The 26,478-nt window shown below is 71.0% G+C and carries 26 protein-coding genes; 19 read left to right on the top strand and 7 right to left on the bottom strand.

Features of this window, described 5'->3' with window-relative positions; translation table 11 throughout:
• Window positions 1-30 precede the first annotated feature (30 nt).
• From ACZ4Z5_RS28740 to ACZ4Z5_RS28760, 5 genes are all read left to right on the top strand, one after another.
• Window positions 31-228 (top strand): CopG family transcriptional regulator, encoded by a 198-nt coding sequence (locus tag ACZ4Z5_RS28740; RefSeq protein ID WP_468268049.1) that lies wholly within the window; start codon window positions 31-33, stop codon window positions 226-228.
• Window positions 229-612, top strand: a complete 384-nt coding sequence (locus tag ACZ4Z5_RS28745; RefSeq protein ID WP_468267904.1) for a type II toxin-antitoxin system death-on-curing family toxin — start codon at window positions 229-231, stop codon at window positions 610-612. It abuts the gene before it with no gap.
• 159 nt (window positions 613-771) lie between these two features.
• Window positions 772-2,559 (top strand): DEAD/DEAH box helicase, encoded by a 1,788-nt coding sequence (locus ACZ4Z5_RS28750; protein ID WP_468267907.1) that lies wholly within the window; start codon window positions 772-774, stop codon window positions 2,557-2,559.
• A gap of 727 nt (window positions 2,560-3,286) precedes the next feature.
• The gene (locus ACZ4Z5_RS28755; protein WP_468267910.1) at window positions 3,287-3,928 is read left to right on the top strand and encodes an IclR family transcriptional regulator; all 642 of its coding nucleotides are present in this window, start codon (window positions 3,287-3,289) and stop codon (window positions 3,926-3,928) included.
• 127 nt (window positions 3,929-4,055) lie between these two features.
• Window positions 4,056-4,844: a S16 family serine protease gene (locus tag ACZ4Z5_RS28760; RefSeq protein ID WP_468267913.1), complete on the top strand. Its 789-nt coding sequence runs from the start codon at window positions 4,056-4,058 to the stop codon at window positions 4,842-4,844.
• A 377-nt stretch (window positions 4,845-5,221) separates the two neighbouring features.
• Here the strand turns inward: ACZ4Z5_RS28760 and ACZ4Z5_RS28765 are convergent, their stop codons facing one another.
• The gene (locus tag ACZ4Z5_RS28765) at window positions 5,222-6,334 is read right to left on the bottom strand and encodes an ABC transporter substrate-binding protein (protein WP_468267917.1); all 1,113 of its coding nucleotides are present in this window, start codon (window positions 6,332-6,334) and stop codon (window positions 5,222-5,224) included.
• Window positions 6,335-6,952: 618 nt separating this feature from the next.
• The gene (locus ACZ4Z5_RS28770; RefSeq protein ID WP_468267920.1) at window positions 6,953-7,426 is read right to left on the bottom strand and encodes an Lrp/AsnC family transcriptional regulator; all 474 of its coding nucleotides are present in this window, start codon (window positions 7,424-7,426) and stop codon (window positions 6,953-6,955) included.
• 122 nt (window positions 7,427-7,548) lie between these two features.
• Between ACZ4Z5_RS28770 and hppD the strand changes: the two genes are divergently transcribed.
• Window positions 7,549-8,694, top strand: coding sequence for a 4-hydroxyphenylpyruvate dioxygenase (hppD, locus tag ACZ4Z5_RS28775; RefSeq protein ID WP_468267922.1), 1,146 nt, complete (start codon window positions 7,549-7,551; stop codon window positions 8,692-8,694).
• 167 nt (window positions 8,695-8,861) lie between these two features.
• Window positions 8,862-9,089: a hypothetical protein gene (locus ACZ4Z5_RS28780; protein WP_468267925.1), complete on the top strand. Its 228-nt coding sequence runs from the start codon at window positions 8,862-8,864 to the stop codon at window positions 9,087-9,089.
• Window positions 9,090-9,131: 42 nt separating this feature from the next.
• Here ACZ4Z5_RS28780 and ACZ4Z5_RS28785 read toward each other — a convergent pair whose 3' ends face one another.
• A complete protein-coding gene (locus ACZ4Z5_RS28785; RefSeq protein WP_468267928.1) occupies window positions 9,132-10,943 on the bottom strand; it encodes a tetratricopeptide repeat protein in 1,812 nt (603 codons plus the stop codon).
• A gap of 109 nt (window positions 10,944-11,052) precedes the next feature.
• Between ACZ4Z5_RS28785 and ACZ4Z5_RS28790 the strand changes: the two genes are divergently transcribed.
• A complete protein-coding gene (locus tag ACZ4Z5_RS28790; RefSeq protein WP_468267931.1) occupies window positions 11,053-12,420 on the top strand; it encodes an FAD-binding oxidoreductase in 1,368 nt (455 codons plus the stop codon).
• A 50-nt stretch (window positions 12,421-12,470) separates the two neighbouring features.
• Here ACZ4Z5_RS28790 and ACZ4Z5_RS28795 read toward each other — a convergent pair whose 3' ends face one another.
• Entirely contained in the window at window positions 12,471-12,947 is a 477-nt protein-coding gene (locus ACZ4Z5_RS28795) for an SsgA family sporulation/cell division regulator (protein ID WP_468267934.1), read from the bottom strand.
• Between the two features lie 216 nt (window positions 12,948-13,163).
• Between ACZ4Z5_RS28795 and ACZ4Z5_RS28800 the strand changes: the two genes are divergently transcribed.
• Window positions 13,164-14,609: an RDD family protein gene (locus ACZ4Z5_RS28800; RefSeq protein ID WP_468267936.1), complete on the top strand. Its 1,446-nt coding sequence runs from the start codon at window positions 13,164-13,166 to the stop codon at window positions 14,607-14,609.
• Window positions 14,610-14,759: 150 nt separating this feature from the next.
• Window positions 14,760-15,449, top strand: a complete 690-nt coding sequence (locus ACZ4Z5_RS28805; RefSeq protein ID WP_468267939.1) for an RDD family protein — start codon at window positions 14,760-14,762, stop codon at window positions 15,447-15,449.
• On the opposite strand, the gene ACZ4Z5_RS28810 is transcribed toward ACZ4Z5_RS28805, so the two are convergent.
• The gene (locus tag ACZ4Z5_RS28810; RefSeq protein WP_468267942.1) at window positions 15,435-15,764 is read right to left on the bottom strand and encodes a hypothetical protein; all 330 of its coding nucleotides are present in this window, start codon (window positions 15,762-15,764) and stop codon (window positions 15,435-15,437) included. The two genes, ACZ4Z5_RS28805 and ACZ4Z5_RS28810, sit on opposite strands and share 15 nt — an antisense overlap.
• 368 nt (window positions 15,765-16,132) lie before the next feature.
• Here ACZ4Z5_RS28810 and ACZ4Z5_RS28815 point away from each other — a divergent pair, with 368 nt between their 5' ends.
• Together ACZ4Z5_RS28815 and ACZ4Z5_RS28820 are read left to right on the top strand one after the other, a co-directional pair.
• Window positions 16,133-18,526, top strand: a complete 2,394-nt coding sequence (locus ACZ4Z5_RS28815; RefSeq protein ID WP_468267945.1) for an immune inhibitor A domain-containing protein — start codon at window positions 16,133-16,135, stop codon at window positions 18,524-18,526.
• A gap of 132 nt (window positions 18,527-18,658) precedes the next feature.
• Complete coding sequence (locus ACZ4Z5_RS28820; RefSeq protein ID WP_468267948.1) at window positions 18,659-18,961, top strand: hypothetical protein; 303 nt, start codon at window positions 18,659-18,661, stop codon at window positions 18,959-18,961.
• Between the two features lie 82 nt (window positions 18,962-19,043).
• Here the strand turns inward: ACZ4Z5_RS28820 and ACZ4Z5_RS28825 are convergent, their stop codons facing one another.
• Window positions 19,044-19,640: an isochorismatase family protein gene (locus ACZ4Z5_RS28825; RefSeq protein WP_468267951.1), complete on the bottom strand. Its 597-nt coding sequence runs from the start codon at window positions 19,638-19,640 to the stop codon at window positions 19,044-19,046.
• A gap of 128 nt (window positions 19,641-19,768) precedes the next feature.
• On the bottom strand, window positions 19,769-21,097 hold the full coding sequence (locus tag ACZ4Z5_RS28830) for a nicotinate phosphoribosyltransferase (protein ID WP_468267954.1): 1,329 nt from the start codon (window positions 21,095-21,097) through the stop codon (window positions 19,769-19,771).
• An 82-nt stretch (window positions 21,098-21,179) separates the two neighbouring features.
• On the opposite strand from ACZ4Z5_RS28830, the gene clpS reads away from it, so the two are divergent.
• The 7 genes from clpS (at window position 21,180) to ACZ4Z5_RS28865 (ending at window position 26,181) form a co-directional block, all read left to right on the top strand.
• Entirely contained in the window at window positions 21,180-21,494 is a 315-nt protein-coding gene (gene clpS, locus ACZ4Z5_RS28835; protein ID WP_468267957.1) for an ATP-dependent Clp protease adapter ClpS, read from the top strand.
• Complete coding sequence (locus tag ACZ4Z5_RS28840) at window positions 21,494-22,084, top strand: DUF2017 domain-containing protein (protein WP_468267960.1); 591 nt, start codon at window positions 21,494-21,496, stop codon at window positions 22,082-22,084. The genes clpS and ACZ4Z5_RS28840 overlap by 1 nt, the downstream gene beginning before the upstream one ends.
• Window positions 22,085-22,653: 569 nt before the next feature.
• Window positions 22,654-24,108: an amino acid permease gene (locus tag ACZ4Z5_RS28845; RefSeq protein ID WP_468267963.1), complete on the top strand. Its 1,455-nt coding sequence runs from the start codon at window positions 22,654-22,656 to the stop codon at window positions 24,106-24,108.
• Window positions 24,109-24,191: 83 nt separating this feature from the next.
• Window positions 24,192-24,614: a M67 family metallopeptidase gene (locus ACZ4Z5_RS28850; protein WP_468267966.1), complete on the top strand. Its 423-nt coding sequence runs from the start codon at window positions 24,192-24,194 to the stop codon at window positions 24,612-24,614.
• 103 nt (window positions 24,615-24,717) lie between these two features.
• A complete protein-coding gene (locus ACZ4Z5_RS28855; RefSeq protein WP_468267969.1) occupies window positions 24,718-24,828 on the top strand; it encodes a putative leader peptide in 111 nt (36 codons plus the stop codon).
• A gap of 97 nt (window positions 24,829-24,925) precedes the next feature.
• Window positions 24,926-25,231 (top strand): MoaD/ThiS family protein, encoded by a 306-nt coding sequence (locus ACZ4Z5_RS28860; protein WP_468267972.1) that lies wholly within the window; start codon window positions 24,926-24,928, stop codon window positions 25,229-25,231.
• Entirely contained in the window at window positions 25,231-26,181 is a 951-nt protein-coding gene (locus ACZ4Z5_RS28865) for a PLP-dependent cysteine synthase family protein (RefSeq protein WP_468267975.1), read from the top strand. The genes ACZ4Z5_RS28860 and ACZ4Z5_RS28865 overlap by 1 nt, the downstream gene beginning before the upstream one ends.
• Window positions 26,182-26,478 lie beyond the last annotated feature (297 nt).

Genomic DNA, 26,478 nt, shown 5'->3' on the forward strand with positions numbered 1-26,478 from the left:
TCCCCATATCGGTACCGTTCTGGTATGGCCATGAACCTCCGTCTGCGTGACGACCAGCAAGAGGCCCTCCGGCTGCGTGCCGAGCAGGAGGGCCGCAGCATGCACGCCATCGTGCTTCAGGCGATCGACCGGTACCTGGAACAGGAGGCCGACCGGGAGACCGTTCGCCGTCTCGGTGCCAAGTACGCGATGCAGCACGCCGATCTGCTGCGGCGCCTGGGGGAGTGAATGAAGTACCTGACGGTTCAGGAAGTCCTGGACCTGGCCGACCTCGCCTGTGGGGGGCAGCAGATCGCCGTGCGTGACCTGGGACTGCTCGGTTCGGCCGTGCATCGCCCGCAGTCGCAGACGTTCGGCGTGCAGGCGTATCCCGACTTCTTCGAGAAGGCCGCCGCCCTGCTCCATTCGCTCGCCGTGAACCACCCGCTTGTGGACGGCAACAAGCGGATGGCGTGGATGTGCACGGTCGTCTTCCTCGACTTCAACGGCGCGGAGATGGTCGCGGTCGACCAGGACGCCGCATACAGACTCGTGGTCGAGGTGGCCTCCGGAATCCTCGAGGACGTGGGAGAGATCGCGCGGGGTCTGCGCTCGCTGCACGACGCGATGTGACCCCGGTCGCAGTGCGGGACGCCCCGGCCTCGTCCGGTCTGGTGCGCGCCGGGCCACCGGTAGGGTGGCCCGGTTGTCGTACGTAAGCCCGCGCTCCCGCAAGCCCGCGAGCCCGTGCCTGCGCCAGTCCGTGCAGCCGAGAGCCCCGAACCGGAGACCGTGACTACTACCGCCTCCCACCACCTCTCACCCGCCTTCCCCGGCCGCGCCCCCTGGGGCACGGCCGGCAAGCTGCGTGCCTGGCAGCAGGGCGCCATGGAGAAGTACGTCCAGCAGCAGCCGCGCGACTTCCTGGCCGTCGCGACGCCCGGCGCCGGCAAGACGACCTTCGCCCTCACCCTCGCCTCGTGGCTGCTGCACCACCACGTCGTGCAGCAGGTCACCGTGGTCGCGCCGACCGAGCACCTGAAGAAGCAGTGGGCGGAGGCCGCCGCCCGGATAGGCATCAGGCTCGACCCCGAGTACAGCGCGGGCCCGCTCGGCCGCGAGTACCACGGGGTGGCCGTCACGTACGCGGGAGTCGGCGTACGCCCGATGCTGCACCGCAACCGCTCCGAACAGCGCAAGACGCTCGTCATCCTCGACGAGATCCACCACGCCGGTGACAGCAAGTCCTGGGGCGAGGCCTGCCTGGAGGCGTTCGAGCCGGCCACCCGCCGGCTCGCGCTCACCGGCACGCCGTTCCGTTCGGACACCAACCCCATCCCCTTCGTCACGTACGAGGAGGGGAACGACGGCATCCGGCGGTCGGCCGCCGACTACACCTACGGCTACGGCAGCGCGCTCCGCGACGGCGTCGTCCGGCCCGTCATCTTCCTCTCGTACAGCGGCAACATGCGCTGGCGCACCAAGGCCGGCGACGAGATCGAAGCACGGCTCGGCGAGCCGATGACCAAGGACGCCGTCTCCCAGGCCTGGCGCACCGCCCTCGACCCGCGCGGCGACTGGATGCCGAATGTGCTGCGCGCCGCCGACCAACGGCTCACCGAGGTACGGAAGTCGATCCCGGACGCGGGGGCCCTGGTCATCGCGTCCGATCAGGACTCCGCGCGGGCCTACGCCAAGCTGATCCGGGAGATCACCGGGCACGGTGCGACCGTGGTGCTCTCCGACGACACCGGAGCCTCCAAGAGGATCGACGAGTTCAGCGCCGGCGACGACCGCTGGATGGTCGCGGTCCGCATGGTGTCCGAGGGCGTCGACGTACCGCGCCTCGCCGTGGGCGTGTACGCGACGACGATCTCGACGCCGCTGTTCTTCGCGCAGGCCGTCGGGCGTTTCGTGCGGTCCAGGCGGCGGGGCGAGACCGCGTCGGTCTTCCTGCCGACGATCCCCATGCTGCTCGGCTTCGCCAACGAGATGGAGGTCGAGCGCGACCACGTCCTCGACCGGCCGAAGAAGGACGGCGAGGAGGAGGACCCGTACGCCGAGTCCGAGAAGGAGATGGACGAGGCGAACAAGCAGCAGGACGAGGACACCGGCGAACAGGACATGCTGCCGTTCGAGGCACTGGAGTCCGACGCCGTGTTCGACCGCGTGATGTACAACGGCGCGGAGTTCGGGATGCAGGCGCACCCCGGCAGCGAGGAGGAGCAGGACTACCTCGGCATCCCCGGTCTGCTGGAGCCCGACCAGGTGCAGTTGCTGCTCCAGAAGCGCCAGGCACGGCAGATCGCGCACAGCCGCCGGAAGCCCGACACCGAGGCCGACCTGCTGGAACTGCCCGCCGAACGGCGGCCGGTGGTCTCCCACAAGGAGCTGCTGGAGCTCAGGAAGCAGCTCAACACGATGGTCGGTGCGTACGTGCACCAGAGCGGGAAGCCGCACGGGGTGATCCACACCGAACTGCGCCGGGTGTGCGGGGGGCCGCCGAGCGCGGAGGCGACGGCCGGCCAGCTCCGCGAGCGGATCAAGAAGGTCCAGGAGTGGGCCACGCGCATGCGCTGACATGCGCCGCGGGCATGCGTTGACGTGCGCCACGCGCATGCGTTGACGTGCGCCGCGCGTTGACGGGACCGGGGCCGGTGCGTTGACGCCGATGGGTGCCGGGCCGGGCCTGCCGGGCTCGTCCGCGAGACGCCGGGGCCTGGTCCCGCGACGGCCGGGCGGATGTCGGCCCCCTGGTGCCTCCTCGGCTCGGAGCGGCCCTCTCAGCCGGCTCCGGCCGGCCGGGACGGCTGCCGTCGGGCCCTCGGCGTCGGGGAGCCTCGTCGGCCGGGTCAGCCGCAGGGGCCGCTCGCACGGCGGACGCGGTCGCCCGGTGTCCCAGGCCCGTTGCGGACCCCGTGCCGCCCTCGTCCGGTTGTCGTGGCGGTTGTCGTGGCGCGGACCGTGGGCACACGTGCGGACCCCATGGAACCGCGGCGGGCAGGATCGCGGGTCCGGGTCCGGCCGGGCGCGCTGACCTGCGGTCCGGGGCATGCTGCCTTTCACCCGGGTTTGCCCCGCGCACTACCACATGCACCCCTATGTGCGCCCGGATTCTGGACGAGGTCTTCCGCTGAGCGGAGCCGCTCGCTACTGTCCCCCGCAATGCAAACGCCCCGTGGCAGCGCCGCCGCGGAGCGCATCCGGTGCCATGGCTCGCCGGTGGCCTCTTCCGGGCGACGCCGACGGGACCGGTGTCGCATTCGCCTCGGGAAGAGCCGCCGCCCCACCAAAAGGAGAGGGCGTCGTGACTGCGGAGACTTCTCAGACGCTCGACAGAGGACTCAAAGTCCTCAAACTGCTCGCCGACACGGACCACGGTCTGACCGTGACCGAGCTGTCCAACAGGCTCGGGGTGAACCGCACGGTGGTGTACCGCCTGCTGGCCACCCTGGAGCAGCACGCGCTGATCCGTCGCGACCTGGGAGGCCGGGCCCGTGTCGGGCTCGGTGTGCTGCGCCTGGGACGCCAGGTGCACCCGCTGGTGCGAGAGGCCGCGCTGCCGGTGCTCAGGTCGCTGGCCGAGGACATAGGCGCCACCGCCCACCTCACCCTCGTCGACGGGGCCGACGCGCTGGCCGTCGCCGTCGTCGAACCGACCTGGACCGACTACCACGTGGCCTACCGGGCCGGCTTCCGGCACCCCCTGGACCGGGGCGCCGCCGGGAAGGCGATCCTCGCGGCCCGTCAGGGCGCGCTCGACGAGACCGGCTTCACCCTGACCCACGGGGAACTGGAGGCGGGCGCGAGCGGTGCGGCCGCACCGTTGATCGGCGTGACCGGCATCGAGGGCAGCGTCGGTGTGGTGATGCTCGCCGACGCCGTACCGGAACGGGTCGGCCCGCGCGTCGTCGACGCGGCGAGGGAGGTCGCCGACGCGCTCCGGTGACCGGCCGCCCACCACATGCAGGAGCCGACGTGGAAGAGCCACGGACACGGGCCGGAAGGGACCTGCGGAGCGTCCGACGGGGACGGACGGGCGCGGGCGGGGTGACGGGGGCGGTTACATTGGCTCGGTGCTCACTGGTCACTCGCACCTCCGCAGACTCGCTCTCCTCGGCGTGCCCGTCGCCGCGCTGCTCGCCGTAGCCGGCTTCGCGCCGTTGCCGTTCACCCTGGCCCAGCCCGGTATGACCGCGGACGTCCTGGGTGACGTCAAGGACAAGCCGGTGATCACGGTCAGCGGCGCACCGACCCGGGAGACGACCGGCCAGCTGCGTATGACCACGATCGAGGCGACCGGGCCGTCCGAGGACGTCCGGGCCGACGAGGTGTGGGACGCCTGGTTCAGGACCGACCGCGCGGTGATGCCGCGCGACGCGGTCTATCCGAGCGGCGGCAGCGACGAGGAGATCCGCGAGCACAACCTCGGCGAGATGCGGAAGTCCCAGGACGTTGCGACGCAGGCAGCCCTGGCCTACCTCGGCGAGGACCCGGGCAAGGTCAAGGTGTCGCTCAGCCTCGGCGAGGTCGGCGGGCCCAGCGCCGGACTCGTCTTCACCCTCGGCATCATCGACAAACTCGACGGCAACGGCTCGGGCGGTGACCTGACCGGCGGCCGCACCATCGCCGGTACGGGCACCATCACCCCCGACGGCAAGGTGGGCGCGGTGGGCGGCGTCGCCCTGAAGACGCAGGGTGCGAAACGGGACGGAGCGACGGTCTTCCTCGTCCCGAAGGCGGAGTGCGCAGATGCGAAGTCCGACCTTCCCGCGGGGCTGCGGCTGATCCCCGTGACCACGCTCGACGACGCGGTGTCCTCCCTCCGCGCACTCCAGAAGGGCGGCAGGATCCCGAGCTGCTAGGCGGCGTTTCAGAAGTGGATCTTGATGTGTCAAGATCCACTCCGTGGGGAGGCGTGATCTGACGAATGCGCATTGGGCGAAGCTGTGGCCGACTGCAAAGAGCGCCACGCGGTGGAGTGCGGAATAAATCGCCTCAAGCGCCACCGCGCGGTGGCAACGAGGTACGACGAACTCGCCGTCGTTACGAGGCGACCGTACTGGTCGTGGCCATCAACGAGTGGCTGTGACCAGCACGGTTGGAACACGCGCCAACGCCGATTGCCTCGCGACAGTCCGAGAATGCGGTCGTGGCTCCCGCCGCGAAGCTGAGAATCCGCATGGGCGCGTAGACAGCCTCAAGTTCGGACAGATCTGGACAGCCGGTCTTCGGTGCTTTCTCAGCCGACGTGGAGGATACGAAAGCGATCGGGTTCCGCCAGGTCCCGATCAACGACTTGGATTGGTGTCCAAGCCCATTGCCAAACGCTGATGCCCGGCGTGCGGGAGAACCGGATCGGCCCGCGGGTGCCCTCGACCGCCACGCGCGGCCACGACCCAGCGATGGCCGCCCGGTCCGTACCGTGGGAACGCAGCACCGAGGCGAGGACGGTGACCGTGTCCCAGCCCTCGAAGGCAACGAAGGAGGGCGCTTCGCCCAGCCGCTCGCGAAGCTCCTTCCCGACGCGTTCGCCAAGGGGACCGAGGCGCTCGGGCAGGTAGCGCAGGAACGGGATCCCGGAGCCGTCCTCGCCCAGCGCCGCGGCCCATTCGGCGAACTCCGGTTGTCCGGCCGGAGCGCCGATCAGGATCTCCGCGAGCCGCCGGTCGCCCCGGACGGCCCTGACGATCGGCACCGCCGGCTCCGGATGGCCGACCAGCAGGAGGAGCGCCGTCGCGCCGTGGTCGACGAGCGCGTCGCACAGGGCCTCGGGGGTGAGCGCGTTCGCGTCGAGTTCGACGACGGTGCCGCCGCGGGGAGCGAGGTGGTCCCGCAGGACGCGGGTCCCGGACGCCCAGTAGACGCTCGGCTGGGTCACCACGGCGATCCGACGCGGGCCCGCGCCGAGGAGGAAGTCCGCGTAGATCCGCCAGCCGTGGGACTGGGCCGGGGCCAGGCGCGCGACCCACTCCGTCGGCTCCTCGGTGAGCGCGTCGAGCACCGCGGACGAGCACAGGAACGGCACGCCGAGGGCGTCGGCCCGGGCAGCGGCGGCGCGGGCGACCACGCTGTGGTACTCGCCCGCCATGGCGGCCACACCCAGGCCGGCCAGTTCGTCCACGGCCGCCGCTGCCCGCTCCGGATCGGCCGCGGTATCCCGGACCACCAACTCCAGTGGTCTGCCGTCGATCCCGCCAGCGTCGTTGACCTCGCGAACGGCCAGGTCGAGTCCTGCGAGCAGGTGTCGGCCCGCCTCGGCCCAGCCGGGCCGCGTCAGCGGGACGAGAGCGCCCAGGCGGACGGACGACCCGTCTATGTGCTCGGCTCCGGATGGCGAGGGTGGCATGTTCATCGGCTGGCGTCTCCTTTGGGACGATGCGGTCGCAGTTCGCCCGGACCGTGCGCCAGCCGGGGCCGGCGGTTTGCGTTCGGCACGTCTCGCCGCGGCGGGCGCGCCCGGGTGATCATGTCGGTCATTGGATCCACGACCATCGCCAATAGGCAACCCACTATTCGTTCGCTGAGCTGCCAACCTTCATCCTCGTCGGCACCAACGAACGAGGGCCTGGACCTCAGAAGGTCACTTCTGAAACACGTCCCTAGTGGCTCGTCACGCAGCCTTGGCCGGGTAATCGGTCCATGCGCGGATGGGTGAGTCGGGCGCGAAGGTCGTCTTCGGTTCGGCGCGGGCATTGCGCCAGCCGGACGTAGGCGGTGATGGCCGCGTTCTGCTCGTCTTGACTGCGATGGTCGGTTGGTCAGAGACATGCCACCTGGGAGACCTTGGCCCGACGGGGTCGCGGTCCCGTCGTTCTCCGGCAGCCCACCTCGCCTCATCGGTGGATGTGCATCGGCCGAGGGCGATGCCACGCCTTCCCGGGCGGCGGCGTGCCCCCGCAGCGGACCCACGCAGTCCCGCCTGCTGCCGCAGCATGCCCGTCCGGCGGCCCGGTGGTCCGGTGTCTCCCGGTCAGCCCGCGTCCTGCGCGGCCTGCTCGACCAGCGGGATGATCCGCAGCGGCACCGGGTTCTCCATGACGATCGCCGTGGAGGCCCGCACGATGCCCTCGAACCGGACCACGCGGTCGATCACCCGCTGGAGATCCGCGTTGGAGCGGGCCACCAGACGGCACAGCATGTCGCCGTGCCCGGTGGTGGTGTGCAGCTCCAGCACCTCGGGCACGGTCGCCAGGTGCGCCCGTACGTCCGAGCCCTGGCCCTGCTTGATCTCCAGCGTGGCGAACGCCGTCACCGGGTAGCCGAGTGCCGCCGGGTCGACCTGTGGGCCGAATCCCCGGATCACCCCGCTCGACTGGAGCCTGTCCAGCCGCGCCTGCACCGTGCCCCGCGCCACGCCGAGCCTGCGCGAGGCCTCCAGCACACCGATCCGCGGCTCCCGCGCGAGGAGGACGATGAGCCTGCCGTCCAGTTGATCGATCGCCATGGCGGGCCTCCCAGTGGTCATCCTGTACAGAACGTCCGGACATACTCACCGGTCGCTGCACAGGTTGACCAGTGAAACAACAAACTATTGCGCACGCTGTAGAACGGCGGGACGCTCAGCGCATGACTGAGACCATCCACAACGCCCCTCACACCGCGCGCGAGGCCGATCCCTTCCCGGTCAAGGGAATGGACGCGGTCGTCTTTGCTGTCGGAAACGCCAAGCAGGCCGCCCACTATTACTCCACGGCCTTCGGCATGAAGCTCGTCGCCTACTCCGGACCGGAGAACGGCAGCCGCGAGACCGCCAGCTACGTGCTCACCAACGGCTCCGCCCGCTTTGTGTTCACCTCCGTCATCAAGGCTTCCACCGAATGGGGCCGGTTCCTCGCCGAGCACGTCGCCGAGCACGGCGACGGTGTCGTCGACCTCGCGATCGAGGTCCCGGACGCCCGCGCCGCCTACGCCTACGCCATCGAGCACGGCGCCCGCGGCATCGCGGAGCCGTACGAGGCCAAGGACGAGAACGGCACCGTCGTCCTGGCCGCCATCGCCACCTACGGCAAGACCCGCCACACCCTCGTCGACCGCTCCGGCTACGACGGCCCGTACCTGCCCGGCTTCGCCGCCGCTCGGCCGATCGTCGAGCCGCCGGCCAAGCGCACCTTCCAGGCCGTCGACCACTGCGTCGGCAACGTCGAGCTCGGCAAGATGAACGAGTGGGTGGCCTTCTACAACGACGTCATGGGCTTCACGAACATGAAGGAGTTCGTGGGCGACGACATCGCCACCGAGTACTCCGCCCTCATGTCGAAGGTCGTCGCCGACGGCACCCTGAAGGTGAAGTTCCCGATCAACGAGCCGGCGATCGCGAAGAAGAAGTCGCAGATCGACGAGTACCTCGAGTTCTACGGCGGTCCCGGCGTCCAGCACGTCGCGCTCGCCACGAACGACATCGTCGAGACGGTCCGCTACATGCGCGCCCACGGAGTCCAGTTCCTGGACACCCCGGACTCGTACTACGACACCCTCGGCGAGTGGGTCGGCGACACCCGCGTGCCGATCGACACGCTGCGCGAGCTGAAGATCCTCGCCGACCGCGACGAGGACGGCTACCTGCTGCAGATCTTCACCAAGCCCGTCCAGGACCGGCCGACCGTCTTCTTCGAACTCATCGAGCGCCATGGCTCGATGGGCTTCGGCAAGGGCAACTTCAAGGCCCTCTTCGAAGCGATCGAGCGCGAGCAGGCCAAGCGCGGAAACCTCTGACGCACACCGCACACCCGGCTGCCGGCACAGCAGTACGGCAGGCACGGCAATGCACGGCATGCGATGGGCACGCAGGCAGCCGGCGCAGCGGTACGCACGGGGCCCCCTCGAACCGATCCGAGGGGGCCGCGGGCACGTCCCGGACGGTGAACTCCTACGCTGACCGGGTGATTGACTGGATCAAGGACCTCGTCGGCGAGATCGGCACCGCGGTGTTCGGACTGCTCGTCCTCGCGTGGTGGCTCGGGGGGCCCGGCGTGACGGCGATCGTCTGGAGCGAGAACGACCGTACGCTCGCGCTGCGGTTCTTCGCCGGATGGGCTGTGGTCACCATCCTGTACTTCGTGGTCTCCCGGTCGGTGCGACGCGTCCGGCGGGCACGCCGGCACGGCTGAGCCGGCGGCCGCCCGCCCGGCGCCCTGGCTGCAGGGGCGGCGTCATCGAAGTACGCCCGGCCCGGGGCCCGTCGGCCTCGACACCCCGGGGAGTTCCCCCGGGAGTGCGGACGTCCTCTGGGAACCGCCTCCGGTCGACCCTGGCGCATCCTCCGGCTCCCCGGACACCTCCGGGACCACGTCCCGCGTCCCCTGCGACGGCCGGCGGCCCCCCTCGGCCGCCAGGGGCGAGGCCTCCGCCACGGCAGGCGCAGGCATACCGGCGGCCCGCGCCCCTGAGGAGGTCCCCGGCAATGCCTCCGACGACGCCCCCGACGACGTCCGGGGCGACGGCCCCTGCGCGGAAGGCGACGGCGACGCGCCGGGACCCGCCGCCCCCGGACGCGCCGAGGGGCTCGGGGACGGGCTCGGCTCCGGAGGCGGCGGCACGAACCCCTCCGGATGCACCTGCGCCGGACCGCCCGGCTTCGGATCGCCCAGCTCCGCCAGCACCTCCCGCGCCCGCGGCGCCCACAGCGGGGAGAAGTCGGGGTTGATGCGCAGCGCCTCCGTCAGATGCCGCCGGGCCGCCCCGTCCATCCCGAGGGCCTGCTCGATGCGCGCCAGGTGGTAGACGAACGGCGCGCTGCGCCGGCCCGCCGCCGTCGCCTTCCGCGAGAGCAGCAGTGCCCGTTCGGTGTCCCCGTTGCGGTACAGCGCCCAGGCGAGCGCGTCCGTGACGTCCATGTTCGGATGCCGCTTCCACTCCTCGCCGAGCAGCCGCACCGCCTCCTGCGAGTCGCCGTGGTCCGCCTCGAACAGCCCCAGCACCACCACGTCCTCGACGCCGTTCGCCGCGTTCCGCCGCAGCCGGTCCCGCAGCCTGCCGTACTGCGCCTCGGCTTCGCTCCGCAGCCCGAGCGACTGGTACAACTCGCCGAGCTCCACGACGTGTTCGGGCAGCGGCATCCGCTCCACGGCCTGCCGGAGGGCCGACAGCGCCTCTCCGGTGCGTTCCAGCGCCACGAGGGCGCGCGCCTTCCCGGCCAGCGCCCGGTGCGCCTGCGGATCGAGCGCCAGTGCCGCCTCGTATCCGCCCAGTGCCTCCGCCGGCTCGCCGCGCTCCCACGCCAGGTCGGCCCCCTGGCGCAGCGCCTCCGCCTTCTGCATCGGCGATTCCGCCGCCGCCGCGGTGTCCGCCGCCAGGGCCGCCGCGTCCTCCCGCCAGCCCCGGTCCCGGTAGACGTCCAGCATCACGGACTTCGTCGCCATGCCGGACGGCGCCTTCACCAGCTTGTCCAGCTTCACCAGCCGGTCGAACGCCACTGCGGCCTTCCGGTAGTTGCCGAGCCCGGTGTACGCCTCCACCAGCGCCCGGTAGGCCGCCGTCGACCCCGGCTTGGACTTCCGGGCCTGCTCGGCGTACTTCATGGCCCCGGCGAAGTCGTGGCGGGCGTTGGCCAGTGCGGCGAGCCCCAGCAGCGCCTTGGCGTTCCCGCCCGGCCGCTCGTCCAGCGACTGGCGCAGCGCCCGCTCCGCCTGCGGGAAGTCCGCGGAGTCGCCGGTCCGGCGCCCCCGCTCCAGATACGCGGAGCCCAGTTCGGCCCAGTACCGGTGGCCCGCGGAGTGGTCCCGCAACCAGGTCGTGCGCTCCGCGATGAGCGCGTTCAGATCCGCGAGCGAGGCCGGAGTGCCCGCCTTCGCCGCCGCGAGGGCCCGCCCGGCGGCCGGCCCGGGCGCGGGCGGCGGCGGATCCTCGTGCAGCAGATCCGTGGCGGCCACTGCCGCGCCCGCCAGCGCCAGCGCCCCCGCCGCCCACAGGATCACCGCACGCCGCACCGAGCGGTGCGCGAACCCTCCGTGTCTCGTCGTCATGCCGTTCACTGTGCGTCAATCAGAAGAGCACATCGAAGCGCACAGACCGGGTGGTGAACGAGAACGCGTCAGGGTTCACACCGATGGCCCCCGGTGCCACGCTGAGATCATGGACGATCTCCTCGAAGAGCTCCGCGCGGGTCTGCCGGACGAGGCCCTGATCACCGATCCCGACGTCACCGCGTCCTACTCCCACGACATGGCGAGCTTCTGCACGGCCGGGGTCCCCGCCGTGGTGGCCCTGCCGCGAACGGTGGAGCAGGTCCAGCACATCATGCGCACCGCCACCGCCCTGCGCGTCCCGGTCGTGCCCCAGGGGGCCCGTACGGGACTCTCCGGGGCCGCCAACGCCTCCGACGGCTGCATCGTGCTGTCCCTCGTCAAGATGGACCGCATCCTGGAGATCAGTCCCGTCGACCGGATCGCCGTCGTCGAGCCGGGCGTCGTCAACGCCGCCCTGTCGCGCGCCGTCGCCGAGCACGGGCTCTCCTACCCGCCGGACCCCTCCAGCTGGGAGACGTGCACCATCGGCGGCAACATCGGCACCGCCTCGGGCGGGCTGTGCTGCGTCAAGTACGGCGTCACCGCCGAGTACGTCCTCGGCCTCGACGTGGTCCTCGCCGACGGCCGGCTGCTGCGCACCGGCCGGCGCACCGCCAAGGGCGTGGCCGGCTACGACCTCACCCGGCTGTTCGTGGGCTCCGAGGGCAGCCTCGGCGTCGTCGTACGGGCCGTGCTGGCCCTCAGGCCCGGTCCGCCGCCGCGGCTCGTCCTGGTCGCCGAGTTCCCCTCCGCCACGGCGGCCTGCGACGCGGTCTGCGTGATCATGGAGCGCGGGCATGTGCCGTCCCTGCTCGAACTGATGGACCGTACGACCGTCCAGGCCGTCAACAAGCTCGCCGGCATGGGCCTCCCGGAGACCACCGAGGCCCTGCTCCTCGCCGCGTTCGACACCCCCGACCCCGCCGCGGACCTGGCGGCCGTGGGGGAGCTGTGCAGCGCCGCCGGAGCCACCCAGGTGGTCCCGGCCGAGGACGCGGCCGAGTCCGAGATGCTGCTCCAGGCGCGCCGGATGGCTCTCCCCGCGCTGGAGACCATCAAGAGCGCCACGATGATCGACGACGTGTGCGTACCGCGCTCGCGGCTCGGTGCCATGCTCGAGGGCACCGCGGCCGTCGCGGCGAAGTACGACCTCGTCATCGGTGTCTGCGCACACGCCGGTGACGGCAACACCCACCCCGTCGTCTGCTTCGACTCCGCCGACCCGGACGAGTCGCGGCGGGCCCGCGAGTCCTTCGACGAGATCATGGCCCTCGGTCTGCGCCTCGGCGGGACGATCACCGGTGAACACGGCGTGGGCGTGCTGAAGAAGGACTGGCTCGCCCGCGAACTGGGGCCGGTCGGCGTGGAGATGCAGCGAGCGGTCAAGCAGGCCTTCGACCCCCTGGGCATCCTCAACCCGGGCAAACTGTTCTGACCCGGGCGTGCCGTCCGTCCGCGCTCCCCCGCGCGGACCGCGCGGGGCCGTCACACCTCGCCCTCCCGGGACTCGTCCGCGGGCCATGCGTCGCGCAGCCACGGATCGTCGGCGGGCAGCGGCGCGAGCAGCTCCGCCAGGCCCTCGTCGAGGGCGAGATGACCGGTCTCCGTGCCCGGCGGTACCACCCGGAGCGTCCGTTCCAGCCACGCCGTGACCTGCGGCGCCGGTGCCTCCAGCACCGCGTCGCCGTCGGGGGAGGAGAGCTCCAGCAGAATCACCGGGTGCCCGTCCACCATGGCGGGCCGGATCCGGACGTCTCCTTGTCCGCACTCCCGGAACGCCCCTTCGACCAGCAGCTCACGGGCGAACGTCCAGTGCACGGGGTGTTCGGAGTGGATGTGGAAGGTGATGTGCACGGCGAAGGGGTCGTCCGCGCGGTAGACCAGGCGCGCGGGTACCGGAATGCTTCGCTCCGGTGACAGCACCAGCTTCAGTTCCAGTTCCCGTTCCACGATGGTGTACATGACGCTGTGTTTCCTTTCCTCGGGGAGGCCCAGGAGGGGGCCGCACAAGGACAGAGCGCGGGTCCCCGCCCTCAATTACGCGACTTCGGGGGTGGTTTTCTCGTTGACCGGAAAGAGGTCCTTGCGTGAGGACCGGCACAGGGCCGCGCGGCGGTCTGATAGATGTGGATGCCTCACCCCCGAACGAGGCCCTCGAGCAGATACGGGACCACTGGCATGAGCGCCCCCAACCCGGCCATCGGCGACGGCAGCCCCAGCGCGGGCTACTACCCCGACCCGTCCATCCCCGGATACGTCCGGTACTGGAACGGCGTCGCATGGGTGCCCGGTACGAGCCGGCCGGCGCCTTCCGACGCCGAGGCCGCGACGCCCGGTTCGCCCGCGGCCTCCGTACCCGCCCAGGGCGGGTACGGACCCGCCGCCGCGTCCGTGCCGCAGGCCCGGACGCCCGGCTCCGTCGAGGAGACCGGACCGATGTTCCTCGACGAGGAGCCCGCCCAGGAACCGGCGTCGGCCTGGCAGGCCGACAAGGCGCAGCAGGCCGGCTTCGGCGGGGACCGCGACCAGCGGGTGTCCTGGGGTTCGCCCGCGGACGGCGGCCAGGCGCCGGCCGACCCGCGGGCGGCCGCGCACCCCTCGATCACCGGGGAACCGGCACCCGACCCCACGGGCGGGGCCCTGCCCGGCCTCCGCCCCCAGGCGGGCGGCCCGGCACCCACCGCCTGGCCGGAGGCCCAGGGCAGTGCCTCGACCCCGGAGACCGCTGCTGCTCCGGCGCCCGGACACCAGGCACCCGCGCCGGGCCCCGCGTCCTCGTCCTGGCCGGAGCCCCCGGCCGCGGCGGGCCAGGACCGGCAGACACCACAGGCACAGGCCGCCCAGCAGGCGCAGACGGCACAACAGGCCCAGGCGGCGCAGCAGGCAGAGCAGGCCCGGCAGGCCCAGGCCGCGCAGCAGGCACAGGCCGCCCAGCAGGCACAGCCGTCACACCCCGGGCAGGAGGCGCCCGGCACGCCGTATCTGCAGCCGACGACGACCAGCGGCGTCGGCGGCGGCTCGTCGTCCTGGGCGCAGCAGGTGCACCGGCTGGCCCAGCCGGAGGGCGCGGCCCCGCCCGTACAGCCGTGGAAGCCGCCGGTCGACGATCCGTTCCTGCGGGCGGCGCGGGACCAGGCCGCGGCCCGTCCGGCCGGGCTCGGCAGGCGGCTGGTGGCGCGTCTGCTCGACAGCGTGGTGCTGGGCGCGGTCGTCGGCGCGGTCGCCGTGCCGTTCCTGACGAAGGCCGTCGACCACATCGACGCGAAGATCGAGGCGGCGAAGCTCTCCGGCCGCACCGTCACCGTCTGGCTGGTGGACGGCACGACCGGCACCTATCTCGCGATCGTGCTGGGCGCGCTGCTGGTGTTCGGCCTGCTCTACGAGGTGCTGCCCACCGCCAAGTGGGGGCGCACGCTGGGCAAGAAGCTGTGCGGCGTGGAGGTGCGCGGCATCGAGACGCACGAGCCGCCGACGTTCGGGGAGTCCCTGCGCCGCTGGCTGGTCCACAGTGTGCTGGGTCTGCTCGTCGTGGGTGTGGTCAACGTGCTGTGGTGCGTGTTCGACAAGCCCTGGCGCCAGTGCTGGCACGACAAGGCGGTCCGCACCTTCGTGGCGGCTCCCTGACGGCGGCCCCCTGACGGTGGCACCCGCGGCTGCCCGCCGACGCGGCCGGCGGCCGGTGTCGGTCCCCCCTCGGGCCCGTCCCCGGGCCTGGCGTACCCCGAACGCACCTGAGCCGTTGCGACGCCCCGGCGGGCGGGGTGCACTACGGCCATGAGCACCGATCAGCCACCGCCCGGTCCGCCTCCCGGTGACGACGACCCGCTCCGTAAGAGACCGGAGGGCGAGCAGCCCCCGCCGGCCGGCGGCGGGCCGCCGCCCCCGGGCTCGCCCTACGACCAGCCGTACGGCACTCCGCCCCCGCCGTACGACCCGAGTGCCCACGGGGGCGGCGGCCCCTACGGGGGTACCGATCCGCTCTCCGGGATGCCGCCGCTCGCGGATCCGGGCAGACGGGTCCTGGCGCGCATCATCGACTTCCTGATCATCGTCATCCCGTTGTGGCTGATCTCCCTGCCGTTCGGCGGCGCGGTGGAGGTCACCTCGGACCGCAACGAGGACTTCGGCGAGGTCCTCACCCGGACGTACACCGGGGGCCAGTTCGTCTGGTCGCTCATCGCGATCGTCGCCTACGTGGGCTACGACACCTTCTTCGTCCACCGGAACGGCCAGACGCTCGGCAAGAAGCTGCTGAACCTGCGGGTGGCGACGCTCAGCGACGGGAGCGTGCCCGACCTGGGCTCCTCGCTGAGCCGGGCCGTGGTGCTGTGGCTGCCCGCGCTGCTGTGCTGCCCCTGCCTGTGGTGGCTGATCATTCTGATCATGATCCTGGTCGACAAGCCCTACAAGCAGGGCCTGCACGACAAGGCCGGCAGGACGGTGGTCGTCTCAGCCGGACACTGAGTGCTCGCCGATCCGCGAGGGTTCCCGTGCCGCGGGGACCCTCGCTCCTGCTGTCGGCAGGGGAGAGGCGGACCCGCCCGGCACGGCCGCCGCAACGGTCTGCGCGGCGGCACCCGCGACGGCCGCGGAACCGTGGGACGCGCCCCTCGGCATCGGGAAGGTGAGGGCCACCAGGAGGCCGAGCGCGAGAGCGGCAATCGCTATGACCGCGACCCCCACGCCCGAACCGGTCCGGGAGAGCAGCAGCATGGCGATGGTCGAGCTGACGACGGTCGCCGAACCGTAGACGAGCTGTGCGGCAGTCGGACGAGGCATGACGGTATCCGTCCTGGAAGCAGCGGGGTGGGGTGTCTCTCAACCGGGTCGCACTGTCGAGGAACTCTACGACGGTCCATGCCCGAGCGGAACTACTGGTAAGCGTGACCTAACCCACGGTGCCGGTGCACGGGGGGCGCACGGAGTCATTCCGTCTCGCACCGGACAGGACGGGACCGACGGCGCGGACGGCGACGCGTCCGCAATGCAGAAGGGTGCCTCCGCATAGTGCACTTGGCTTGTTCAAGTCAAGATCTGGTTTTCCCTGCGCAACTCAGGTCGAATGTCGTCACTTGATACGCGTGCCGCGCCGGAACCCCTCACACTTCGGTCCGTGCCTGCGGCACGCGGGGGAGGAAACAAATCAAGTGACCACCAATCGCAGGGCGATGAGAGCTGCCGCCGTATTCGTGGCCCTTGCCGCGACGACCGCCACGGCTTCCGCTTTCGCCACCGCCCAGGCCGACCCCAAGGGTCCGGCCACCGCCCAGCGCCATGACCCGGCGCCGGCCAAGGGCCACGTCGAGCACGACCTCGAAGGCCCGTTCAGCAAGCAGCAGGAGCAGCAGCGCGAGGCCGCGCTGGAGCAGGTGCTGTCGGGCGACGCCAAGCTCGAGAAGCGCGGCGCCTCCAAGGTCGTCAAGCTCGACGACCGCAAGTACGTCGAACTCGCCCGGGAGAAGACCGACAAGATCTTCACCATCCTGGTCGAGTTCGGCGACAAGGTCGACAGCACCACGATGTTCGACCCGGACGGTCCCGAGGGCCCCAAGCCGGCCGTGCCGAAGTACGGCGGCACCCCCGGTCCGCTCCACAACCAGATAGCCCAGCCCGACCGGAAGCAGGACAACTCCACGGCCTGGCGCAAGGACTACGACCGCAAGTACTTCCAGGACCTGTACTTCGGTACCGGCAAGGGCGAGCACTCGCTCAAGACCTACTACGAGAAGGCGTCCTCGGGCCGCTACTCGGTCGAGGGCGAGGTCTCCGACTGGGTCAAGGTCCAGTACAACGAGGCCCGTTACGGCTCCAACTACTGCGGCCAGTCCAACTGCTCCAACGTGTGGGACACCGTCCGCGACGGTGTGACCGCGTGGGTCGCCCAGCAGAAGGCCGCGGGCAAGACGGACGCCCAGATCAAGGCGCTGCTGGCCCAGTACGACCAGTGGGACCGCTACGACTTCGACGGCGACGGCAACTTCAACGAGGCCGACGGCTACATCGACCACTTCCAGATCGTGCACGCCGGTGAGGACGAGTCCGCGGGCGGCGGCGTCCAGGGTGAGACCGCCCTGTGGGCGCACCGCTGGTACGCGTACGGCACCGACGCCGGCAAGACCGGCCCGGCGAGCAACAAGGCCGGCGGTACCCAGATCGGCGACACCGGCATCTGGGTCGGCGACTACACCATGCAGCCCGAGAACGGCGGCCTGGGCGTCTTCGCCCACGAGTACGGCCACGACCTGGGCCTGCCCGACCTGTACGACACCACGGGCAAGGGCGAGAACTCGGTCGGCTTCTGGTCCCTGATGTCGTCCGGCTCCTGGCTGGGCGAGGGCAAGGACTCCATCGGCGACCTGCCGGGCGACATGACCGCCTGGGACAAGCTCCAGCTGGGCTGGCTCGACTACGACAAGGCCAAGGCCGCGACGAAGTCGACGCACAAGCTGGGCGTCGCGGAGTACAACACCAAGAACCCGCAGGCGCTCGTCGTCGATCTGCCGAAGAAGGCCGTCACCACCGCCGTCGTGAAGCCCGCCGAGGGCTCCAAGCAGTGGTGGAGCGACATGGGCGACGACCTCAAGAACACCCTCACCCGGTCCGTCGACCTCACCGGCAAGAGCAAGGCGTCGCTGGAGCTCCAGGGCTGGTGGGACATCGAGGCGGACTACGACTACCTCTACACCGAGGTGTCGACCGACGGCGGCGCCAGCTGGACGCCGGTCGACGGTACCGCCGACGGCAAGGCGATCACCCGTGACGCCAGCGACAAGCCGGCCCTGACGGGTGTCTCCGAGTCCTACAAGAAGCTGGTCTTCGCGCTGGACGCCTACGCCGGCAAGAAGATCGACGTCCGGTTCCGCTACCAGACGGACGGCGGCGCGGGCGGCAAGGGCTTCGCGGCCGACGCCATCGCCGTGACCGCCGACGGTGCCGCGCTGTTCTCGGACGGCGCCGAGGGCGACGACAACGGCTGGACCGCCAAGGGCTTCTCCCGCATCGGCGAGTCCTTCACCGACGAGTACCCGCAGTACTACATCGCGGAGAACCGCCAGTACGTGTCGTACGACCAGACCCTCAAGGTCGGCCCGTACAACTTCGGCTTCGCCAACAGCCGGCCGAACTGGGTGGAGCACTACGCGTACCAGACCGGTCTGCTGGTCTGGCTGTGGGACACCTCGCAGAAGGACAACAACGTCGGCGAGCACCCCGGCAAGGGCCTGATCCTTCCGGTCGACGCCCACGCCAAGCCGCTGAAGTGGGCGGACGGCACCCTGATGCGCAGCCGCATCCAGGCGTACGACTCGCCGTTCAGCTGGTACCCGAGCCGCGGCATGACGCTGCACAAGGCCGACGTCGCGACCAAGGTCCGGGGTCACCTCGGTGCGCCGGTCTTCGACGACCGCAAGGGCGTCTACTGGTACAAGGAGAACCCGGAGGCGGGTGTCCAGGTTCCTGACACCAACACCCGGATCTCGATCGTGAAGCAGCCGCTGAACGGTCAGACGATCACCGTCAAGGTCGGACGCTCGACCAAGTAACGGGAGTATCCCCAGGTCAGACCATGATCGGCCGTTGCCCCCTGGCGGGCGACGGCCGATCGTGTTTAGGTGCGTCTGACCAGTCTTTGTTGACGCGACGTCTCACACGACGTCCTGGGGGGAGACGCAAGCATGCCCGGTGGTGGTTTCAGCAAGCTTCCGAACGGAAGCGTGGTGGTCGCGCTCGCACTGCCGAGTCCGGCCTCCGACGGGGACACGGTCCGTGTCCTCGTCCACGCCGCGAACCGGGCCCGGGCCCTGACCCGGCTGCGGAACCTGGGGCTGCGGGCCGTCTATCTGCGCGGCAACAGCGAACCGCCGACCCCGGACGAGATCACCGCGGTGCTCCACCACCCCGACGGCCTGCTGTGGCGCACCACGCCGCAGGCCGCCCAGGAGCTCTGGCACCCGATAGGCGCACTGCTCCGCCGCTGACGATGCCGCCCGGCGGGTGCGGGTGGCAGGCGGCGGCGGGCGGCCCCGTCGGCGGCTGCCCGGCCCGGTGCCGGCCGCGACGCTACTCCGCAGCCGACAGCACCGGCTTGCCGGACAGCTCCACACCGGCCGCCCGCATCGCGTCCAGGGCCCGGGCCGTGGTCGCCTCGGCGACTCCGGCGGTCAGGTCGAGCAGCACATGCGTGGTGAAGCCCTCACGGACCGCGTCCAGGGCCGTGGCGCGCACGCAGTGGTCCGTGGCGATGCCGACCACGTCGACCTCGGTGACCTTGCGGGCGCGCAGCCAGTCGGCCAGCGGGGTGCCGTTCTCGTCGTGGCCCTCGAAGCCGCTGTACGCGGCCTCGTGGGCACCCTTGTCGAACACGGCGTCTATGGCGCCCGATGCGACAGCGGGGGCGAAGTTCGGGTGGAAGCCCGCCCCTTCGGTCCCGGCGACGCAGTGCGGCGGCCAGGAGTCCACGTAGTCGGGGTGCTCGGAGAAGTGGCCGCCCGGGTCCACGTGGTGGTCACGGGTGGCGACCACGTGCCGGTAGCACGGGGCCGTCTGCCCGATCAGGTCGGTGATCGCGGCCGCGACGTCGGCACCCCCCGCGACCGCGAGGCTGCCGCCCTCGCAGAAGTCGTTCTGGACATCGACGACGATCAATGCGCGGTGCATGGGGGGTGTCCTTCGGTCGGAGGGTGTCCGTCGAGCCTAGAGACTCGGCGGGAGTTGCGGCAGAGGGCGGACCCCTTCGTGCCGGGCCCGCGGACGGCGGCCGGAGCAGCCACCACACACCTCCTCGGTCACACGTACTCGGTCGGGATGACCGGTTCGCCGCGGGAGAGCTGCACGGCGGACAACGGCAGCCCGTCCCGGGCCGCGACGTGCCGCCGGCGGGCGGCGTCCAGCGGCTCCCGGGCCACGGTCGTGCCGCCCTTGACCAGCTCCACCAGCAGCTGCCGGTCCGCCAGCCCGGCCGGTACCGGACCGGTGCCTATGACCTCGGCCTCGGCCACCCCGGCCGCGTCCAGCCGTCGCGCGGCCCACTTGCGGCCGGCGACCGACGCCTTCCCGCCGACGGACTTCTTCGCGACCGGCTCCAGCGGGGCCTCCGGGTCGGCCGACGCGGCGCGGGCGACCAGCTTGTAGACCATCGAGCACGTCGGGTGGCCGCTGCCGGTGACCAGCTGGGTGCCCACCCCGTAGGCGTCGACGGGTGCCGCGGCCAGCGAGGCGATCGCGTACTCGTCCAGGTCCGAGGTGACCACGATCTTCGTCGTGGTGGCGCCGAGCGCGTCGAGCTGCTGCCGCACCCGGTGGGCGACGAGCAGCAGGTCCCCGGAGTCGATGCGGACCGCGCCCAGCCCCGGGCCGGCCACCTCGACCGCGGTGCGCACGGCCTCGGCGACGTCGTAGGTGTCCACGAGCAGGGTCGTCCCCCGGCCCAGCGTCGCGACCTGTGCCTGGAAGGCGTCCCGCTCGGTGTCGTGCAGCAGGGTGAAGGCGTGCGCGGAGGTGCCGACGGTGGGGATGCCGTAGCGGAACCCGGCCGCCAGGTCCGAGGTGGCGTCGAAACCGCCGACGTGGGCGGCACGGGACGCAGCCACCGCGGCCAGTTCGTGGGTGCGCCGTGCGCCCATCTCGATCAGCCGCCGGCCGCCGGCCGCCGCGGCCATCCGGGAGGCGGCCGCCGCGATCGCCGAGTCGTGGTTGAGGATCGACAGGATCACGGTCTCCAGCAGCACGCACTCGGCGAAGGTGCCCTCGACGCGCAGGACGGGTGACCCGGGGAAGTACACCTCGCCCTCGGGGTATCCCCAGATGTCGCCGGAGAACCGGTAGCCGGCCAGCCATTCGAGGGTGGACGCGTCGACGATGCCGCGCTCGTCCAGGAAGCCGAGCACCCGGTCGTCGAACCGGAAGTTCTCCACGGCGTCCAGGACCCGGCCGGTGCCCGCCACGACTCCGTACCTGCGGCCTTCGGGGAGCCGCCGGGTGAAGACCTCGAAGACCGAGCGCCGTTCGGCGGTGCCCGTCTTCAGGGCGGCCTGGAGCATCGTCAGCTCGTACTGGTCGGTGAAGAGGGCCGTCGACGGGACGTCCACCGGGAGGCCAAGGTCCGCAGTGTTCATACGGGGATGCTACCCCGAATACTCGTCAGAGTGACGATTTCTCGTGAGTCCGTTTGTGCGACTGCCCCCTTGAGGTGGCAGCATGGGTTCAGTGAGCGTTGCCCCCACTGAGATCACCCGCCCGGAATCGGCGGAAGAGGCCTATGCCGTACCCGAACCCGACGTGCCATGGGTGACGATCGTCCACAACGACCCGGTCAACCTCATGAGCTACGTGACGTATGTCTTCCAGGCGTATTTCGGCTATCCCAAGGACAAGGCCACCAAGCTGATGCTCGACGTCCACCACAAGGGGAGGGCCGTGGTCTCCAGCGGCACTCGTGAGGAGATGGAACGCGACGTGCAGGCGATGCACGGATACGGACTGTGGGCGACCCTCTCCCAGGACCGCGTCTGATGGCGGGCCGTTTCGAAGCGCTGCCCGAGGGTGGCGCCGCGGTGGCGCTCGACGAGGTCGAGATCTCCATCCTGCGCTCCCTCGCCGTCCAGCTGCTGGAGATGATCGGCCCCGGCACCGGGCCCGCCGAGGGCGAGGACCCGCTCGCCGCGCTGTTCGCCGAAGGACCCAGCGAGGCCCCCACCGACCCGGCGCTCGCCCGGCTCTTCCCCGACGCGTACGCCGACCCGGAGAAGGAGGCCGACGACGAACAGCGGGCCGCCTCCGCGGAGTTCCGTCGCTACACCGAGAACGACCTGCGCGCCCGCAAGCGCGAGGACGCCCTCGTCGTGGTGCGCAGCCTCGACGCCCTCCGCTCGGCGGGGGAGGGCGGCGCGGTCCTCAAGCTCGGCCCCGACGACTGCCTCCGCTGGCTCGGCGCGCTCAACGACCTGCGGCTGACCATCGGCACCCGGCTGGAGGTCACGGACGACGACGACAGCGGTGAGCTCTACCGGCTGCCCGACAGCGATCCGCGCAAGCCGATGGTGATGGCGTACCTCTGGCTCGGCGCGCTCCAGGAGACCCTCGTCGAGACGCTGATGCCCTGACGCGCCGGACGGCGCGCCGGCCTGCCGTGGACGGTCCGCCGACGTCGCGCCTCCGGACCGGCGTACCGCCTCCCGACTGGGACCTGTTTCCCGTACGGGGTTCCGCCTCCTGCTCGGGGCCGTCTCCTGCTCGGCCCCTGCTCGGCGTGGTGCCGCCGAAGATCCGGCGAGAGGCTGTCGACGCGCTGTCGGTGTGCTGGTGATGTGCCTGTCGACGGCCGCCGACTCTCCGTTGAGGGGCCGTCGGCGGCCCTTTCGTCTCCGTTCGCTCAGCGGACGCTCAAATCCGGATAACGATCTTGTCACCGAGTCGCCATCTTTTGCGGCTCGGTGAACTTTTTGCCCGGTTCTTCCGGTGAGTCCTGTCATATTGCCCCGAATTGATCATTGTGAACAGCGTGATAAATCTTCACGACCACCCGAAGGGCGCCACCCCTGTCCTCGGGGGCGCCACGGCCGGCTGACCGCCGGGGGCACTCCATCCATCCCGGGGCTCCGCCCCACAGGATCGTCACAGTCGATCCGACGCCACGCAGGGCTCGGGTCGGCATGGAGAAAGGCGCACCACCATGACCTCAGTGCAGGTCGACAAAAAGCACGACACGTCTTCCGGCAATGAGGCCGCGGCTGCCTCGGGTGAGGGTTACGAGCGGGGACTCGGCCCCCGCCAGGTCCAGATGATCGCCATCGGCGGCGCCATCGGCGTGGGCCTGTTCCTGGGAGCCGGAGCCAACATCGCCAAGGCGGGCCCCAGCCTCATCCTGATGTACGCCCTCGCCGGCGTGATCATCTTCTTCATCATGCGGGCCCTCGGCGAACTGCTGCTCTACCGGCCCGTCTCGGGCTCCTTCGCGGAGTACTCCCGGGAGTTCCTCGGCCCGTTCTTCGGCTACGTCACGGGCTGGACGTACTGGCTGATGTGGATCGTCACCGGCATGGCGGAGCTCACCGCCGCCGCGATCTACGTCAACTACTGGTTCCCGTCCGTCCCGCAGTGGGTCACGGCGCTGGTCTTCCTCGTCGTCCTGTACGTCGCCAACCTGATCTCGGTGAAGCTCTTCGGCGAGATCGAGTTCTGGTTCTCGATGGTCAAGGTGACGGCGCTCATCGGCATGATCGTCATCGGTCTCGGTGTGCTGACCTTCGGCTTCAGCGCCGCCGGTGACACCGCCGCCGTCTCCAACCTGTGGGCGTTCGACGGCTTCTTCCCCAAGGGCATCGGCTCCAGCCTGATGACCCTCCAGGGCGTCATGTTCGCGTACCTGGCCGTCGAGCTGGTCGGCGTCACCGCCGGCGAGTCCGAGGACCCCGAGAAGACCCTCCCCAAGGCCATCAACACGCTGCCGTGGCGGATCGCCCTCTTCTACGTCGGTGCACTCACCGTCATCCTGTGCGTGGTCAAGTGGACCGAGTTCGCGCCCGGCGTGAGCCCGTTCGTCGCCGCGTTCGCCAAGATCGGCATCCCGGCCGGTGCGGCCATCGTCAACTTCGTCGTGCTCACCGCGGCACTGTCGTCCTGCAACTCCGGTATGTACTCCACCGGCCGCATGCTGCGCGACCTGGCCACCAACGGCGAGGCCCCGCGGATCCTCGGCAAGCTCGCGGCGAGCAAGACCCCGGCGATCGGCATCACCGTCTCCGTCGCCCTCATGGGCATCGGCGTCGTCCTCAACTACCTCGTTCCGGAGAAGGCCTTCGCGTACGTCACCTCGGTGGCCACCGTCGCCGGTATCTGGACCTGGATGATGATCCTCGTCAGCCACATCCTCTACCGCCGCGCCGTCGACGCCGGCCGTCTGCCCGCGTCCTCGTTCCCGGCGCCCGGCGGCTCGGTCTGCAGCTGGATCGCCCTGGTGTTCCTGCTCGGCGTGACCGGCATGGTCGCGCTCGACAGCGAGGCCCGCATCAGCCTGTACGTCGGCGCCGCCTGGACCGTCGCGCTGGCCATCGGCTGGGCCGTGATGAAGGCCCGCAAGCCGAAGGGCGCGGCCGACGCCGAGCCCGCCGTCGAGCGCGTCGGCTGACCCCAGCCGACCCCGTCCCGGCATACGGACCGGCCCGTACCACTCCTCGGTACGGGTCGGTCCTTCTGCTTATCCTGTCGCTCATGCTGACCCTGACCCAGGCCCTCTACGACCAGATCGTCGCGCACGCCCGCGCCGACCACCCCGACGAGGCCTGCGGCGTCGTCGCCGGCCCCGCTGGATCCGACCGCCCCGAGCGGTTCATCCCGATGCTCAACGCGGCCCGCTCGCCCACGTTCTACGAGTTCGACTCCGGGGATCTGCTCAAGCTGTACCGCGAGATGGACGAACGGGACGAGGAGCCCGTGATCATCTACCACTCGCACACGGCGACCGAGGCCTATCCGTCCCGGACCGACCTGTCGTACGCCAACGAGCCCGGCGCCCACTACGTCCTCGTCTCCACCGCCGACACCGACGGCGCCGGTCCGTTCCAGTTCCGGTCGTTCCGGATCGTCGAGGGAGAGGTCACCGAGGAAGAGGTCAAGGTCGTCGAGGCCTGCTGACGCACCCTCTCCGCACGCGGTGCGGTCCGCATGGCGAACGCCGGGGGTCCGGGATATGAGATCACATTCCGGACCCCGGACCGGGAATCGATACGATGACCGCATGGTTCTCCACGACGTGAGCGACAAGACGCCGGGCATGCTGCTCGTGGCGCGGCTGCACGTCGACCTGTGCCGGCTGGCCAGCGCGATCTGTACCTCCCGCGCCGTCTGAACAGCGCCACCCGGACCCCGAGCACCACCCCGCGTCACCCCGCACCACGCGCCCGAGCCGCGCGACCCCTGCCTTCCTTCCGACAGGAGCCCACCCCATGGCCATCGAGGTCAGCATCCCGACCATCCTCCGCACCTACACCGACGGCGCCAAGACCGTCCAGGGCGCCGGAGCGACCCTCGCCGAGCTCCTCGCCGACCTCGAGACCCGCCACGCCGGCATCCTGGACCGCGTCGTCGACGCCGGCAAACTCCGCCGCTTCGTGAACGTCTACCTCAACGACGAGGACGTGCGCTTCCTCGACGGCATCGACACCAAGCTCACCGACGGCGACAAGATCACGATTCTTCCGGCCGTCGCCGGCGGCTCGGCTGAGTTCTCCGGCCCCGCCGGGCGACGCTGATGCGGTACGACTCCCCGCTGGCAGCCGTGGGCAACACGCCCCTCGTACGGCTGCCGCGGCTCTCCCCCTCCGAGGACGTCCGTATCTGGGCGAAGCTGGAGGACCGCAACCCGACCGGCTCGGTCAAGGACCGCCCCGCGCTCCACATGATCGAGCAGGCCGAGAAGCAGGGCAGGCTCACCCCCGGCTGCACCATCCTGGAACCCACCAGCGGCAACACCGGCATCTCCCTCGCCATGGCCGCCAAGCTCAAGGGCTACCGCATCGTGTGCGTGATGCCCGAGAACACCTCCCAGGAGCGCCGCGACCTGCTCACCATGTGGGGAGCGGAGATCATCTCCTCCCCGGCCGCCGGCGGCTCCAACACCGCCGTGCGCGTCGCCAAGGAGCTCGCGGAGCAGCACCCCGACTGGGTGATGCTCTACCAGTACGGCAACCCCGACAACGCCGGTGCCCACTACGCCACCACCGGCCCGGAGATCCTCGCCGACCTGCCCTCCGTCACCCACTTCGTGGCCGGCCTCGGCACCACCGGCACCCTCATGGGGGTCGGCCGCTACCTCCGCGAGCACAAGCCGGACGTGAAGATCGTCGCCGCCGAGCCCCGGTACGACGACCTGGTGTACGGGCTGCGCAACCTCGACGAGGGCTTCGTCCCCGAGCTGTACGACGCCTCCGTCCTCACCACCCGCTACTCCGTCGGCTCCGCCGACGCCGTCACCCGCACCCGCGAACTCCTCCAGCAGGAAGGCATCTTCGCGGGCGTCTCCACCGGTGCGGCGCTCCACGCGGCGATCGGCGTCGGCAACAAGGCGGTCAAGGCCGGCGAGAGCGCCGACATCGTCTTCGTCGTCGCCGACGGCGGCTGGAAGTACCTCTCCACCGGGGTGTACACCGCGCCCACTACGGAAGCGGCCATCGAGACGCTCCAGGGCCAGCTCTGGGCCTGACGGGTCGAGGCCCCGGAGGCGTCGGCCCCGGCCCGATGGCCCCACCCGGCGTCCGGTCGGGCGGACCGGCAGGCGGACCGGCCGTCCGGGGCAGGCCCGATCCGTGACGGGCTCGGGGCGGTCGGCAGCCCAGGGAGTCGGCAGCGCGGGGAGTCGGCGGGCTCGGGCCTCCCGCAGCCCATCCGGACCGCGGGAGCCGGCGGGTCGGCGCGCGTCGCGGAATCGCCGCGTTCCGCTCGACATCGGCCGGCCGTAGGTTCCTTGCTTCATCGGCCGGCCGATCGCGACCGCCTGTAC

It is taken from the genome of Streptomyces sp. NPDC030222, from assembly GCF_055573115.1.

What these genes read in the sequence shown, in the direction of transcription:
- ACZ4Z5_RS28740 (WP_468268049.1), top strand. Translation starts at nt 31, where the DNA reads ATGAACCTCCGTCTGCGTGACGACCAGCAAGAGGCCCTCCGGCTGCGT.
- ACZ4Z5_RS28745 (WP_468267904.1), top strand. Translation starts at nt 229, where the DNA reads ATGAAGTACCTGACGGTTCAGGAAGTCCTGGACCTGGCCGACCTCGCC.
- ACZ4Z5_RS28765 (WP_468267917.1), bottom strand. Translation starts at nt 6,334, where the DNA reads ATGAACATGCCACCCTCGCCATCCGGAGCCGAGCACATAGACGGGTCG.
- ACZ4Z5_RS28770 (WP_468267920.1), bottom strand. Translation starts at nt 7,426, where the DNA reads ATGGCGATCGATCAACTGGACGGCAGGCTCATCGTCCTCCTCGCGCGG.
- hppD (WP_468267922.1), top strand. Translation starts at nt 7,549, where the DNA reads ATGACTGAGACCATCCACAACGCCCCTCACACCGCGCGCGAGGCCGAT.
- ACZ4Z5_RS28785 (WP_468267928.1), bottom strand. Translation starts at nt 10,943, where the DNA reads ATGACGACGAGACACGGAGGGTTCGCGCACCGCTCGGTGCGGCGTGCG.
- ACZ4Z5_RS28790 (WP_468267931.1), top strand. Translation starts at nt 11,053, where the DNA reads ATGGACGATCTCCTCGAAGAGCTCCGCGCGGGTCTGCCGGACGAGGCC.
- ACZ4Z5_RS28795 (WP_468267934.1), bottom strand. Translation starts at nt 12,947, where the DNA reads ATGTACACCATCGTGGAACGGGAACTGGAACTGAAGCTGGTGCTGTCA.
- ACZ4Z5_RS28800 (WP_468267936.1), top strand. Translation starts at nt 13,164, where the DNA reads ATGAGCGCCCCCAACCCGGCCATCGGCGACGGCAGCCCCAGCGCGGGC.
- ACZ4Z5_RS28805 (WP_468267939.1), top strand. Translation starts at nt 14,760, where the DNA reads ATGAGCACCGATCAGCCACCGCCCGGTCCGCCTCCCGGTGACGACGAC.
- ACZ4Z5_RS28810 (WP_468267942.1), bottom strand. Translation starts at nt 15,764, where the DNA reads ATGCCTCGTCCGACTGCCGCACAGCTCGTCTACGGTTCGGCGACCGTC.
- ACZ4Z5_RS28820 (WP_468267948.1), top strand. Translation starts at nt 18,659, where the DNA reads ATGCCCGGTGGTGGTTTCAGCAAGCTTCCGAACGGAAGCGTGGTGGTC.
- ACZ4Z5_RS28825 (WP_468267951.1), bottom strand. Translation starts at nt 19,640, where the DNA reads ATGCACCGCGCATTGATCGTCGTCGATGTCCAGAACGACTTCTGCGAG.
- ACZ4Z5_RS28830 (WP_468267954.1), bottom strand. Translation starts at nt 21,097, where the DNA reads ATGAACACTGCGGACCTTGGCCTCCCGGTGGACGTCCCGTCGACGGCC.
- clpS (WP_468267957.1), top strand. Translation starts at nt 21,180, where the DNA reads ATGGGTTCAGTGAGCGTTGCCCCCACTGAGATCACCCGCCCGGAATCG.
- ACZ4Z5_RS28840 (WP_468267960.1), top strand. Translation starts at nt 21,494, where the DNA reads ATGGCGGGCCGTTTCGAAGCGCTGCCCGAGGGTGGCGCCGCGGTGGCG.
- ACZ4Z5_RS28845 (WP_468267963.1), top strand. Translation starts at nt 22,654, where the DNA reads ATGACCTCAGTGCAGGTCGACAAAAAGCACGACACGTCTTCCGGCAAT.
- ACZ4Z5_RS28850 (WP_468267966.1), top strand. Translation starts at nt 24,192, where the DNA reads ATGCTGACCCTGACCCAGGCCCTCTACGACCAGATCGTCGCGCACGCC.
- ACZ4Z5_RS28855 (WP_468267969.1), top strand. Translation starts at nt 24,718, where the DNA reads ATGGTTCTCCACGACGTGAGCGACAAGACGCCGGGCATGCTGCTCGTG.
- ACZ4Z5_RS28860 (WP_468267972.1), top strand. Translation starts at nt 24,926, where the DNA reads ATGGCCATCGAGGTCAGCATCCCGACCATCCTCCGCACCTACACCGAC.
- ACZ4Z5_RS28865 (WP_468267975.1), top strand. Translation starts at nt 25,231, where the DNA reads ATGCGGTACGACTCCCCGCTGGCAGCCGTGGGCAACACGCCCCTCGTA.